Below are 13,633 nucleotides of genomic sequence, written 5' to 3' on the forward strand. Positions count from 1 at the left end.
TCGGTCGATAGTGCGATGATTTCAAGGACGCCATCGCCAGCAAGCCGGGCTCCTATAGGGATTGTGTTATTTCCACCAATATTCGACTTGCACACCAAAGTTGGAACCATGCAACGCACTGCCGTAGCTACCGGTGTCGGACAACGCCGAACCTGCCGCCAGCTCATTGGCTGCACGCTTGGCCGCTTCGTTCCAGGTCGCGTAGGTGTAATACAAGCGCACTTCCGGCCGCGCCCAGAAATCCGGGCCTTTGGGCGACCAGGTCGGGGCGAAGGTAAATTTGCTCAGCTTGCGCGTGCCACCGGTGGCCTCGACCTGATCATGACCGAGTTCGGTGACCAGCTTGAATTGTTCAGAGATCGCATAGGCCGGGCGTACGCCTACCGACATCCAGGTTTGATCCTGGCTGCCCGGCCGAATGTCTTTCTGGTACACGGCCTCGATCTGCCCGCCAAAACGCGGGGTCACTTGCCAGTCGAAGAACTCCACCGCGCGGTAGCTCTTGCTGCTTTTATCGAGGAACGTATCGCCGGTGTAGCCGAGGCCGGTGCCGGGGCCTTCACCGTACTGCAAGGCGAACTTGTTGCGCCCGCCGAGGAAGGGTTTCTGCACGTGCTGGGCGGTAATGGCCCAGCCGCTGTTGGTGTCGCGACCACCGGCTTTTTCGATGTAGCTCAAGCCCAGCTCCAGCTCGCCGCCGGGGTTGGTCTTGAAGCCCGCCACGTTGAAGTCGTGACGGGTGGCGTATTCCTTCTGGTACAGGTTGTCCTTGCGGGAAAGCGCATAGCTGTATTTCAGGTCGCCGATTTTCACGTCCTCGATACCGCCGCCCGTGGCGCTCTGGTTCCAGTAGTAGAAGTCGGAGATATGGATGTCGTTTCGTTTGTAGTAACGCCGGCCGGCCCACAGCGAACCGCCGTTGAGGCTGGGCAGGTTCGACCACTGTGCATACATCTGCGGCATGCGCGCCGAGCCGTTGTCTTCACCCTGGAACTTCAGCGCCCGGTCGTACTTGTTGTACAGCGAGGCCATGGCGTCGACGCTGAATACCGAACCGTCGTCGAGGGTCAGCAGGTCCTGGCGCAACTCGAGTTCGGCGTACTGCTCGCATTCGTTGCCCAGGCGGTACTTCGATTGTGCACCCGGCAACTGGAAGCACTGCTGCTTGCCACTGCCGGTTGAAGTCCCCGCGCCGCTGCGCAAATACCCGGCAAATTCCAATGCCTGGGCGGCCATCGGCAAGGTCAGACAAGATGCAACGAGGCCCAGCTTTATTGTTGTTTTCATGAAGCACTCCGATATTTTTATTATGTTTTTTTGAAGCACCCCGGCGCTCCCACACCGGGGATAAAGCAGGGTTCTCAGTCCTTGAGGTGCAGCACAAACGATTCATACGGGCGCAGCGAGACCTGGCTCGAACGCGGTGGACAATCGTCGTAGTTGCTGATCAGCAGGCGTTGCTCGTGCGCCTCAGTCAGCAGGCCATCGGGCAGTTCGATTTCGCAGGGCGTGCCGTAAAAGTTGTTCATCACCAGCAGGCGCTCGCCCTGCCCTTCCCGCAGGTACGCCCACACCTGGGTGTGCTGTGGCAGCAGTTGGCGGTAAACGCCTTCCTGAATCAGCGGCTCGTGCCGACGCAGTTCGATCAGGGCGCGGTAGTGATGCAGCACCGATTGCGGATCATCCTGCTGGCTTTGCACGTTGATCTGCGCCGCGTTGGCCGGGATGCCGATCCACGGTTCACCGCTGCTGAAGCCGGCATTTTTATCGGCATTCCATTGCATCGGCGTGCGCCCGTTGTCGCGGGATTTCTGCATGATCGCCGCCATGCTCGACGCCTCGGACTCACCAGCCTCGCGCTTGAGCCGGTAGATGTTCAGGGTCTCGACATCCCGGTATTGGTCGATGGTGTCGAAGCCCGGATTGGTCATGCCCAGCTCTTCGCCCTGGTACACAAACGGCGTGCCCTGGAGGAAGTGCAACGCCGTGGCGAGCATCTTCGCCGAGACCACAAGGTGCTCGCCGTCATCCCCAAAACGCGAGACCACCCGCGGCTGGTCGTGGTTACACCAGAACAACGCATTCCAGCCGCCACCGGCCTGCATGCCGAGTTGCCAGTCAGACAAAATCTGCTTGAGTTGCAGGAAGTCGAAGTCGGCCGCGACCCACTTTTGCAGGTTCGGGTAATCGACTTTCAGGTGGTGAAAGTTGAAGGTCATCGACAGCTCTTTCGACTGCGGATTCGAATAACGAATGCAGTGTTCAAGGCTGGTGGACGACATCTCGCCGACGTTGATCAGGTCATGCCCCTCGAACACTTCGCGGTGCATTTCCTGCAGGTACTCATGCACGTTCGGGCCGTCGGTGTAGAAGCGCCGACCGTCGGTGTTGTCTTCCGGGAAATCCGCCGGCTTGGAGATCAGGTTGATCACGTCCAGGCGGAAACCGCCCACGCCTTTGTCGCGCCAGAAGCGCATCAACTTGAACACTTCGGCGCGCACTTTGGGGTTGTCCCAATTCAGGTCGGCCTGGGTGTGGTCGAACAGGTGCAGAAAGTACTGGCCGGTTTGCGCCTCGTACTCCCAGGCCGAACCGCCGAACTTGGACTCCCAGTTGTTCGGCTGGTCGCGCCAGATGTAGAAGTCGCGGTACGGGTTATCAAGGCTGCTGCGCGCCTGCTGGAACCACTCGTGCTCGATGGAGGTGTGGTTGACCACGATGTCGAGCATCAGCGTGATGCCGCGCTTGGCCGCTTCGCTGATCAGCAGGTCGCAATCGGCCATGGTCCCGTAGCTTGGGTCGATGGCGTAGTAGTCACTGATGTCATAGCCGTTATCGCGCTGGGGCGAACGCAGGAACGGGGTGATCCACAGGCAGTCGACGCCCAGCCACTTCAGGTAATCGAGCTTGTCCACGATGCCCAGCAGGTCACCGGTGGCGTTACCCGCGTGGCTGTGGAAGCTTTTGGGGTAGATCTGGTAGATCACCGAGTGTTGCCAGTCTTGCATGGTGGTTTCCTTCAATTTGAAATGCGATCAACTGTGAGAGCGGGCTTTCCTGCGCTGGCGCCAGATCAGGCGACCCTGTATCCAGGCCGCACGATCTTCATGCTCAGTGCACAGGTCAAAACAAACGGCACGACAATCGCGACGGCCATGCCGATGACAAAGCTTGGGATGTACTGCGGGATGATCGAGATGAACCCGGGCAAGCCACCCACGCCAATGGCCGAGGCCTGGACCTTGTTCAGCGACAGGAAAATACTGCCCAGGGCCGAGCCGGTCAGGGCGGCGTAGAACGGAAACTTGAAGCGCAGGTTGACCCCGAACATCGCCGGTTCAGTGATGCCGAAGTAGGCGGAAATCGCCGAAGTGGACGCCATGCTTTTGTCCCGCGCATTGCGGCTCATGTAGAACACACCGAGCGCCGCGCTGCCCTGGGCCAGGTTGGACATGACGATCATCGGCCAGATAAAGGTGCCGCCCTGGGTGGAGATCAGTTGCAGGTCCACCGCGAGGAACATGTGGTGCATGCCGGTGATCACCAGTGGCGCATACAGCAGCCCGAAAATCGCGCCGCCGACCATGGGCGCCAGGTCAAACAGGGTGACCACGCCTTCGGTGATCAGGATGCCGAGGTGACGGGTCACCGGGCCGATGATCGCCAGCGCCAGCACGCCGGTGACGACGATGGTGGTGATCGGCACCACCAGCAATTGAATGGCATTCGGCACCCGTGCCCGCAGCCATTTTTCAATCACGCTCATCACGTAGGCGGCCAGCAGGATCGGCAGGATTTGCCCCTGGTAGCCGACCTTCTCGATCTTGAACCAGCCGAAAATATCGAAGTACGGCAGGCTCTGGCCGTCGAGGCCGGCGACTGCCTTGCCGTAGTTCCAGGCGTTGAGCAAATCGGGGTGCACCAGCATCAGGCCGAGGACGATGCCGAGGATTTCACTGCCACCAAACCGTTTGGCCGCCGACCAGCCCACCAGCGCCGGCAGGAACACAAACGAGGTGTTGGCCATCAGGTTGATCAGGCTCCACACACCATCCAGGTTCGGATAGGCATCGAGCAGGGTCTTGCCCTCGATGAACATGCCCTTGGCGCCCATCAGGTTGTTCACCCCCATGAGCAAACCGGCAATGATCAGCGCCGGCAGAATCGGCATGAACACGTCGGAGAACACCCGCACCAGGCGCTGCATGGGGTTTATTTTTTCGACGCTTTTCTGTTTCACGTCCGCGATGGTCGACGCGGCGAGGCCGGTCTGTTCGCGCAGGGCGGCGTAGACCTTTTCCACTTCGCCGGGGCCGATCACGATCTGGAACAGGCCGCCGGTGAAGAACGAGCCCTTGACCAGGTCGACCTGGTTCAACGCGCCGCTGTTGGCCAGGCTCGGGTCCTTGAGGGCCAGGCGCAGACGCGTCACGCAGTGGGCAGCTTGCTCAAGGTTGTCGCTGCCACCGAGGTTCTTGAGAATCTCGCGGGCAATATTCGGATAGTCGTGGCTCATGCTTGGTATCCACTTGGTTTTTTTTATTGGGGGCGGTCAGAGGCAGCACGCCGAGGGCAAAAGTACTCGTCTGTACGAGTTAAAGCAACAACTCGTCTGTACGAGTTTAAAATTGCTTGTTCCCTGTAGGAGCGAGCTTGCTCGCGAAGAACCTGAGAGCACCGAGTAAAGTCAGGTGGCCAACGTCATCGTTAACGACCTTCGCGAGCAAGCTCGCTCCTACAGAAGGCACGAATATCCAAGGGTCGAATGGACAAACCTTACCTCTGCCACTAAGGTTCGTGCCTTGAATGCAATCGCGGCACAGAGCCCTCCTCCATGAGCAAATACAACCAGATCTATACCGATCTGCTTGCCAGCATCACCACCGAACGCCTGCAACGCGGCACGCGCCTGCCCTCCGAAACAGAACTGATGGACGCCTACCAGGCCAGCCGTGGCACGGTGCGCCGGGCAATCGAGCAATTGCAGGAGCGCGGCTTCGCGCAAAAGATCCATGGCAAGGGCACCTTCGTGCTCTCACCCAACCCCATCGAGTTCCAACTGGGCGGGATTGTCAGCTTTCGCGAAACCCATGCCGCGCTGGGAGACGATGTCAGCACCGAAGTGGTGGAGTTCAGCCAGTTCCCGCTGGAAGGCTCGCTGCTGCAGCACATCGAAGCCGAACCCGGCAGCCTGATTACCCGAGTCAAACGGGTACGGCGCATCGCGGGCAAGCGGGTGATCCTCGACATCAACCACTTCGTCGCCGACCTGATTCCGGGGCTCGATCGAGAGATTGCCGAGCAGTCGATCTATGCGTTTATCGAGCAGACGCTGCAGCTGCAGATCAGCTATGCCCAGCGCACCATCGAAGCGCTGCCCCGGGGCAAGGACGATCAACTGCACCTGGACCTGGATGGGCAAAGCCATGTGATCGTGGTGAGCAACCAGACGTTTTTGCAGGATGGACGGCAGTTCGAGTACACCGAGTCGCGGCATACGCTGGATAAGTTTTACTTTTCGGATATTGCGCGGCGGTAAACAAACGCCGGAAACACAAAACCCCGGCACTAGGCCGGGGTTTTGTTATTCAGCGCTCACCTGCTACCGCAGGATCATTCCCACTCAATCGTCGCCGGCGGCTTGCTCGACACGTCATACGTCACGCGCGAAATACCTTCGATCTCATTGATGATACGACCGCTGACGGTTTCCAGCAGTTCGTACGGCAGGTGTGCCCAACGGGCGGTCATGAAGTCGATGGTTTCCACCGCACGCAGGGCAACAACCCAGGCGTAACGACGGCCATCACCTACAACACCCACCGACTTGACTGGCTGGAACACCACGAACGCCTGGCTGACTTTGTGGTACCAGTCGGCCTTGCGCAGTTCTTCGATGAAGATGTGGTCGGCGCGACGCAACAGGTCGGCGTATTCCTTCTTCACTTCACCGAGGATCCGCACGCCCAGGCCCGGGCCCGGGAATGGGTGGCGGTAGACCATGTCGTACGGCAGGCCGAGTTCCAGGCCCAAACGGCGGACTTCGTCCTTGAACAGTTCGCGCAGCGGTTCTACCAGCTTGAGGTTCATTTCCTCAGGCAGGCCACCCACGTTGTGGTGGGACTTGATCACGTGGGCCTTGCCGCTCTTGGCGCCAGCCGACTCGATCACGTCCGGGTAGATGGTGCCCTGGGCGAGGTACTTGATGTTGTCCAGTTTGTTGGACTGGGCATCGAATACGTCGATGAAGGTGCGGCCGATGATCTTGCGCTTCTTCTCCGGGTCGGACTCGCCGGCCAGGTTGTTCAGGAACTGGTCTTCAGCGTTGGCGCGGATCACCTTGACGCCCATGTTCTCGGCGAACATGGCCATCACTTGCTCGCCTTCGTGCAGGCGCAGCAGGCCGTTGTCGACGAAGACGCAGGTCAGTTGGTCGCCGATGGCCTTGTGCAGCAGGGCCGCGACCACGGAGGAGTCAACGCCACCGGACAGGCCCAGCAGGACGTTGTCGGTGCCGACCTGGGCACGTACGTTGGCGATGGCGTCTTCAGCGATCTTCGACGGGGTCCACAGTGCTTCGCACTGGCAGATGTCGAGGATGAAGCGCGACAGGATGCGACCGCCTTGCTTGGTGTGGGTCACTTCCGGGTGGAACTGCACGCCGTAGTAGCCGCGCTCGTCGTTGAACATGCCGGCAATCGGGCAGCTCGGGGTGCTGGCCAGGATGTGGAAGTCTTCCGGCATCCGGGTGACCTTGTCACCGTGGCTCATCCATACGTCGAGGCCGAACAGGCCGTCGGCGTCGATGTGGTCTTCGATGCCGTCCAGTAGGCGGCTCTTGCCGACCACGTCGACACGGGCGTAACCGAATTCACGCAGCTCGGAACCTTCAACCTTGCCGCCCAGTTGCTCGGCCATGGTCTGCATGCCGTAGCAGATACCGAAGACCGGCACGCCCAGGTCAAACACCGCCTGCGGGCAACGCGGGCTGTTGGCTTCGTGCACGGACTCGGGGCCGCCGGCGAGAATGACGCCTTTTGGAGCGAATTCGCGAATCGCTTCGTCGTCCATGTCGAACGGATGCAGTTCGCAGTACACGCCGATTTCACGCACGCGGCGGGCGATCAGCTGGGTGTACTGGGAACCGAAGTCGAGGATCAGGATGCGGTGGGCGTGAATGTCGAGGGCCATGGAGTCAGTCTCGTCTATGTAATTCAGAAACAACTCGGGGCTGAAGAACAGCCCCGGTTACTTAACGTTTTGCTGGAAGCATCAACCTACGCGGTAGTTTGGCGCTTCCTTGGTGATCTGTACGTCGTGGACGTGGGATTCGGCCATGCCGGCACCGGTGATCCGCACGAACTCAGGCTTGGTGCGCATTTCTTCGATGTCGGCGCTGCCGGTGTAGCCCATCGAGGAACGCAGGCCGCCCATCAGCTGATGGATGATGGCGCTCAGGGTGCCCTTGTACGGAACACGCCCTTCAATGCCTTCCGGTACCAGCTTCTCGGCGCCCGCGGAGGAGTCCTGGAAGTAACGGTCGGAAGAACCTTGAGCCTGGGACATGGCGCCCAGGGAACCCATGCCACGGTAAGCCTTGTACGAACGCCCCTGGAACAGTTCGATCTCGCCTGGCGCTTCTTCAGTACCGGCGAACATCGAGCCCATCATCACGCAGGAAGCACCGGCCACGATGGCCTTGGACAGGTCACCCGAGAAACGGATGCCGCCGTCGGCGATCAACGGTACGCCAGTGCCTTCAAGGGCAGCGGCGACGTTGGCGATGGCGCTGATTTGCGGCACGCCTACACCGGCAACGATACGGGTGGTGCAGATCGAGCCAGGGCCGATACCGACCTTTACCGCATCTGCGCCCGCGGCAACAAGGGCCTTGGCGGCAGCACCGGTGGCAATGTTGCCGCCGATCACTTGCACTTCAGGGAAATTCTCTTTGACCCAACGCACGCGGTCGATCACGCCTTTGGAGTGACCGTGGGCAGTGTCGACCACCACCACGTCAACGCCGGCCGCTACCAGGGCCGAGACGCGCTCGCCGGTGTCCTTGCCGGTGCCGACCGCAGCGCCAACGCGCAGGCGACCTTGGTCGTCCTTGCTCGCCAGCGGGTAAGCCTTGGCTTTTTCGATGTCGTTGACGGTCATCATGCCCTTGAGGGCGAATTTGTCGTCGACGATCAGTACGCGTTCGATGCGGTGCTTGTGCAACAGCTCGCGAACGTCGTTCTTGTCGGCGCCTTCCTTGACAGTCACGAGGCGCTCTTTAGGCGTCATCACTTCACGGACGGTGACTTCAAGACGGTTCTCGAAACGCACGTCACGGGAAGTGACGATGCCGACCAGGTCGCCATCGTGCAGTACCGGAACGCCGGAGATGTTGTGCAGGCGGGTCAGGTCGAACAGGTCACGAACGGTGGCATCGGCCTCGATGGTGATCGGGTCCTTGACCACACCGGCTTCATAACGCTTGACCTTGCGCACTTCGGCAGCTTGCTGCTCGATGGTCATGTTCTTGTGGATGATGCCGATGCCGCCTTCCTGAGCCATGGCGATTGCCAAACGGGCTTCGGTGACGGTGTCCATGGCAGCGGAAACCAGAGGAATATTCAGCTCGATGCCACGGGTTAGGCGGGTCTTGAGACTGACTTCGTTAGGAAGCACCTCGGAATAACCGGGCACTAGGAGAATGTCGTCGAATGTCAGAGCTTCTTGGCTGATACGCAGCATCGCGGGGGCTCCCGAGCGGGAAAATGGAAGCGCGCCATTATAGTCAGACACCCCCTCGGGTTCAATGTAAAACTCTGACAAACTTGGTAATACTGATAGAAGGATGATTCTTTCAGCACTGATCGCTCCCACGCGGGAGCGTGGGAGCGATCACATCGGGTTAAAGCTCGACTTTGACCCAACTCATCTTCTGGTCCAGCCAGTCGGCAAATTCGTCGATAAAACTCTGCTTGAACCCCGCCTCTGCCCAGTTATTGAAGATGAATCCCAGGTTGGAGAAGCCGCATTCCTGCAGGAACAGAAAGCCGTTGATGTCGTCTTCATGCCCACACAGCGGGCAGGTGAAGTTGTCGGTATGGCCGGGCATCCAGTCTTCCAGGCTTTCGAACAGGGCTTCGCCGACTTCCTTGAGGCACTCGGGGCAGCCGGCTTCTTCGAGGAAGCCCTTGGCCGGGGTGTAGATGCAGCGCTTGTAGATGATCTCCAGGCCGTTGATCGGCTCGTTGAACGGCAGTGCGTCGGGGTGCAGCACCACGGCGCGGGCACCGTCGGCCAGTGCGTAACCCATGCGATTGCCGGTGCGCCCGCAGGTGGTGAGCTCTTCCTTGACGATGTTCTTGCGCACCAGCCAGCGCACGATCGCCCGGGCGCGGGGTTCGTGGACGGGCAAGGTGGAGATCTTGGGGACAAGGATGCTTTGGGAGTTCATGGTGCCTGGGTGTCCTGCGGTGTGGCTTCTGGCCTCATCGCGGGCAAGCCCGGCTCCCACATTGGAATGCGATCAACTGTGGGAGCCGGGCTTGCCCGCGATGGGGCCCTAGAGCACGGCAGCTTAATCCCTGACACCCACAGGTCAAGTACTCAAGTACCGGGCAATCAAGGCAATGCCGCTGGCCAGCACCAGCCAGGTCACCAACCGCACGAACGCCTCACGGGACATGCGCAGGGTCAGCCGCCGCCCCGCCCACAACCCGAGCGCCATGGCTGGCAACAGGCACACCGCCAACATCAACAAGGGTAGCTCGGCATACACGCCCGCGATCAAAAACAGGCTCAGGCGCACCACCGTGCTGCAACTGATCAACGCGCTTTGGGTCGCCCGCGCGCCATCCTTGGGCAAGCGGCTGTTGAGGTAGATCGCATATAAAAAGCCGCCACTACCGAACAACGCCCCAAACAGCCCGCCGACAACCCCCATGGGAATCGCCCAACCCGCCGCCATCTGCGTGGGCTTGGCCTTCACCGCCAGGCTGTAGATCGCATAGGCGCTGATAAACAGCCCCATCAACAGCAGCAATAAATCAGAGTGCAGGTTAAGCAGGAAGATCACCCCAAGGGTGCAGCCAATTGCCATGCACGGCAGCAGCCGCAGCAATTCCGGTTTCACCACATCCCGTCGCGATTGCAGGAGGTTGCCGAAGGCGGCGACAAAGTCCAGCAGCACCAGCAGCGGGATGATCTTCGACAACGGCATGAACAGAATCAGGATCGGCCCCGCCACCAGTGCGGTACCAAACCCCGCAATGCCGAACACGATATAGGCCAGGGCAATCGCCACGCCGATCACCAGCCAGTCCACACCGCCAAACGACCAGTGACTCAACAGTTCGACCGGGCTCATGAAGTATTCCTTATTGGAGATGGCCATCACTTTAGCCATTGGCGAGCGTTGCGACTAATATCTTCAAAGCCCGTCACTCATCTCGAAAAGGCATGACTTGTGATTTCCACCCGGCAATTGCGTTACTTCGTCGAAATCGCCGACAGCGGCAGCTTCAGCGCGGCAGCCGAACGGCTGTTTGTGGCGCAATCCGCCCTGAGCCGGCAGATCAAGGAGCTGGAAAACCTGCTGCAAACCCCACTGTTTGAGCGCACCGCGCGCCAGCCCAGGCTGACGGCTGCGGGTGAGGCGTTTTATCCACGGGCACGCAACCTGCTGGGCGAACTGCTCAAGGCCAGTGAAATGGCGACGCAGGTGGGCAATGGCCAACTCGGCACGTTGCGTATGAGCCATTCAAGCACGGTGCCGATGAGTGGCCGCCTGCTGCGGGGCATCGGTGCCTGGCTGGAACAGTGCCCGGGCGTGTCGATGGACATCGCCAAACTGTCCTCCGAAGCGCAGTTGGAGGAAATCGCCGACGGTCGGCTGGACGTCGGGATGTTGCGCCTGCCGGTGTTGCGCCAGCGCGAAGGCGTGCGCATCGTGCCTTTATACAGCGAGCGGTTGTTATTGGCTGTGCCGCCGAATCATCGGTTGGCCGGGCACACATCCGGTATCGATTTGGCGCAACTGAAAAACGAAGCGTTTATTTCGATCCCTCACCCCCAGCGCGGAGGGCTGAGTTACCTGTCAGCCGAGTTGTGCATGCGTGCGGGATTTTTTCCCAAGGCCGCCCGGGTAATGTCGCGCAAGACCACGCAATTGCAGCTGATTCAGGCCGGATTCGGAATCGCCCTGCTGCCGGAGTCGATGCAAGACATCGCACCGGCCAATATTCACTTTTTGCCCCTGGCCGATCCCGACTGCCAAAGCACCGTCGCCCTCGCCTGCCAGCAAACGCCGAGTGCGCTGGTGGAGCAGTTCTGTCAAACCCTGCACGAATGCCTATAAACTGCCACCCATGATTAAAGATCCCTTTGCCCGTCTGGGCCTGGACCGCGAAGTCCTGACTGTCAGCCAGCTCAACGGCCGCGCGCGGGTGTTGCTGGAAGACGTGTTCACCAATATCTGGGTCGAAGGCGAGATCTCCAACCTCGCCCGCCCGGCGTCCGGCCACGTGTATTTCACCCTCAAGGACAGCGGCGCCCAGGTGCGTTGCGCGCTGTTCCGGCAGAACGCCGCGCGGGTGCGCCAGGCGTTGAAAGACGGCCTGGCGGTAAAGGTACGGGGCAAGGTCTCGCTGTTTGAAGGCCGTGGCGACTATCAGTTGATTCTCGACACGGTGGAGCCGGCCGGTGATGGCGCGTTGCGCCTGGCCTTCGACGCGCTGAAGGAAAAACTCAGCGCCGAAGGTTTGTTCAGTGCCGAACGCAAGGTGCCGCTGCCCGCCCACCCAAGGCGCATCGGGATTATCAGCTCGCCTACCGGCGCGGTGATTCGCGACATCATCAGCGTATTCCGCCGCCGGGCGCCCAACGTCGAACTGACGTTGATCCCGACGGCCGTGCAAGGCCGTGAGGCCGTTGCGCAAATCGTCCGCGCCCTGAAGCTGGCCGATGCCCGCGGCTTTGACGCGTTGATCCTGGCGCGTGGCGGCGGCTCGCTGGAAGACCTCTGGTGTTTCAACGAAGAAGCCGTAGCGCGTGCGGTGGACGCCTGCGTGACACCCATCGTCAGTGCGGTCGGCCACGAGACCGACGTGTCCATCAGTGACTTTGTCGCCGACGTGCGTGCGCCGACTCCTTCCGCCGCTGCCGAACTGTTAGCGCCGGATTCCAGTCACCTGGCTCGCCAAGTAGAGAACCTGCACCGCCGCCTGATGATGCTGATGCGCAACCGCCTGAGCCACGACCGCCTGCGCCTGGAAGGCATGGCCCGTCGCCTGCGTCACCCGGGCGAACGCCTGCGCCAGCAAGCCCAGCGCCTTGACGACCTGGACATGCGCCTGCGCCGGGCCTTCGAGCGCAGCCTGAATACCCGTCGTGAACGCCTGATCCGCCTCGAAACCCGCCTCGCCGGCCAACACCCCGGCCGCCAACTGGCCCTGCTGCGCCAGCGCCTGGACAGCCTCGCCGAACGCCTGCCCCGCGCCATGCGCGAAGGCCTCAAGGCCCGCCGCCTGCAACTGCAAAGCCAGGTGCAGACACTGCACGTGGTCAGCCCGCTGGCCACCCTCGGCCGCGGCTATAGCATCTTGCTCGACGAGCGCGGCCAGGCAATTCGCAACGCCGCACAAACCCATACCGGCCAGCGCCTCACCGCGCGCCTCGGTGAAGGCCAATTGCAGGTGCGGGTGGAAGACAACCACCTGACGCCCGTCACCCTCTCGTTACTGGATTGATTGATGCCACGTTTTTTAAGTGTGTTGATGTTGCTGTGCCTGACCTTCAATGCCCACGCCGACAGCTACATCACCCGGCTGCTGAACAAGCCGGTGCCCGGTGGCGTCGCGGTGATCGACCTCGGCACGTCCGCCACGGCGCCCAAGGCCACTTACCTGAACAGACCGGTGTTGGTGGTGAAGGAGCAGAACAACTGGCTGGCGATTGTCGGCATCCCGCTGACGGTCAAACCCGGCACCCAGCGCATCACCAGCGGCAGCCAGAACCTGCCGTTTATCGTGGGCTTCAAGAAATACCCCGAACAGCACATCACCTTGAAGAATAAAAGCCAGGTGAACCCCGACCCGGCGCAACTCAAACGCATCGAAGGCGAGTTGGCGGTCCAGCTCAAGGCGTACCGCAGCTTCAGCCCGAACACGCCGAGCAACCTGTTGCTGGACAAGCCGGTGAACGGGCCGTTGTCGAGTAAGTTCGGCGTACGACGTTTCTTTAATGGTGAGGAGCGTAATCCGCATTCGGGCCTGGACTTTGCCGTGGGCGCCGGTACGCCGATCAAGACCCCGGCGGCGGGCAAGGTGATTCTCACCGGTAACTACTTCTTCAACGGCAACACCGTGTTTGTCGACCATGGCCAAGGCTTTATCAGCATGTTCTGCCATATGTCGAAGATTGATGTGAGCGTGGGCCAGCAACTGGCACGCGGTGCCGTGGTGGGCAAGGTCGGTTCCACCGGCCGGGCGACCGGGCCACACATGCACTGGAACATCAGCCTGAACGATGCGCGGGTGGACCCGGCGATTTTTATCGGGGCGTTTCAGCCCTGAGTTCTGCGCTGCATCGACGCCGGTGCAGCGCAGTTTGCTTACATTTCCTGCAGGAACCAACCCAC

11 protein-coding genes and 1 pseudogene are annotated in these 13,633 nt (G+C 60.7%); 4 read left to right on the plus strand and 8 right to left on the minus strand.

What is annotated here, in order from left to right; genetic code table 11:
- Positions 1 to 66: 66 nt before the first annotated feature.
- The 4 genes and pseudogenes from MUM_RS0130915 to MUM_RS1000000134850 form a co-directional block, all read right to left on the minus strand.
- Positions 67 to 1,287, minus strand: a complete 1,221-nt coding sequence (locus MUM_RS0130915; protein ID WP_029616168.1) for a maltoporin — start codon at positions 1,285 to 1,287, stop codon at positions 67 to 69.
- 74 nt (positions 1,288 to 1,361) lie between these two features.
- On the minus strand, positions 1,362 to 3,008 hold the full coding sequence (treC, locus tag MUM_RS0130920) for an alpha,alpha-phosphotrehalase (RefSeq protein ID WP_010176849.1): 1,647 nt from the start codon (positions 3,006 to 3,008) through the stop codon (positions 1,362 to 1,364).
- Positions 3,009 to 3,073: 65 nt separating this feature from the next.
- Entirely contained in the window at positions 3,074 to 4,516 is a 1,443-nt protein-coding gene (treP, locus tag MUM_RS0130925) for a PTS system trehalose-specific EIIBC component (RefSeq protein WP_010176850.1), read from the minus strand.
- 124 nt (positions 4,517 to 4,640) lie between these two features.
- A pseudogene (locus MUM_RS1000000134850) lies at positions 4,641 to 4,727 on the minus strand (outer membrane lipoprotein carrier protein LolA); the annotation flags it as partial.
- Positions 4,728 to 4,834: 107 nt separating this feature from the next.
- Between MUM_RS1000000134850 and treR the strand changes: the two are divergent.
- Entirely contained in the window at positions 4,835 to 5,539 is a 705-nt protein-coding gene (gene treR, locus MUM_RS0130935) for a trehalose operon repressor (protein ID WP_010176851.1), read from the plus strand.
- A gap of 74 nt (positions 5,540 to 5,613) precedes the next feature.
- Here the strand turns inward: treR and guaA are convergent, their stop codons facing one another.
- The 4 genes from guaA to MUM_RS0130955 all read right to left on the minus strand — a co-directional run bounded on the left by guaA (position 5,614) and on the right by MUM_RS0130955 (position 10,363).
- Positions 5,614 to 7,191, minus strand: coding sequence for a glutamine-hydrolyzing GMP synthase (gene guaA, locus MUM_RS0130940; protein WP_003209644.1), 1,578 nt, complete (start codon positions 7,189 to 7,191; stop codon positions 5,614 to 5,616).
- Between the two features lie 81 nt (positions 7,192 to 7,272).
- Positions 7,273 to 8,742, minus strand: a complete 1,470-nt coding sequence (gene guaB, locus MUM_RS0130945) for an IMP dehydrogenase (protein WP_010176852.1) — start codon at positions 8,740 to 8,742, stop codon at positions 7,273 to 7,275.
- Between the two features lie 160 nt (positions 8,743 to 8,902).
- Positions 8,903 to 9,451 (minus strand): hypothetical protein, encoded by a 549-nt coding sequence (locus tag MUM_RS0130950; RefSeq protein WP_003209647.1) that lies wholly within the window; start codon positions 9,449 to 9,451, stop codon positions 8,903 to 8,905.
- A gap of 144 nt (positions 9,452 to 9,595) precedes the next feature.
- The gene (locus MUM_RS0130955; RefSeq protein WP_010176853.1) at positions 9,596 to 10,363 is read right to left on the minus strand and encodes a sulfite exporter TauE/SafE family protein; all 768 of its coding nucleotides are present in this window, start codon (positions 10,361 to 10,363) and stop codon (positions 9,596 to 9,598) included.
- Positions 10,364 to 10,462: 99 nt separating this feature from the next.
- Between MUM_RS0130955 and MUM_RS0130960 the strand changes: the two genes are divergently transcribed.
- The 3 genes from MUM_RS0130960 to MUM_RS0130970 are packed head-to-tail and all read left to right on the plus strand — an operon-like array spanning position 10,463 to position 13,568.
- Positions 10,463 to 11,353: a LysR family transcriptional regulator gene (locus MUM_RS0130960; protein WP_010176854.1), complete on the plus strand. Its 891-nt coding sequence runs from the start codon at positions 10,463 to 10,465 to the stop codon at positions 11,351 to 11,353.
- 10 nt (positions 11,354 to 11,363) lie between these two features.
- Positions 11,364 to 12,743, plus strand: a complete 1,380-nt coding sequence (xseA, locus tag MUM_RS0130965; protein ID WP_010176855.1) for an exodeoxyribonuclease VII large subunit — start codon at positions 11,364 to 11,366, stop codon at positions 12,741 to 12,743.
- Between the two features lie 3 nt (positions 12,744 to 12,746).
- On the plus strand, positions 12,747 to 13,568 hold the full coding sequence (locus tag MUM_RS0130970; RefSeq protein WP_010176856.1) for a peptidoglycan DD-metalloendopeptidase family protein: 822 nt from the start codon (positions 12,747 to 12,749) through the stop codon (positions 13,566 to 13,568).
- The last annotated feature ends 65 nt before the right edge of the window (positions 13,569 to 13,633 follow it).

Source organism: Pseudomonas sp. PAMC 25886, from assembly GCF_000242655.1.
Taxonomy (GTDB): Bacteria; Pseudomonadota; Gammaproteobacteria; order Pseudomonadales; family Pseudomonadaceae; genus Aquipseudomonas.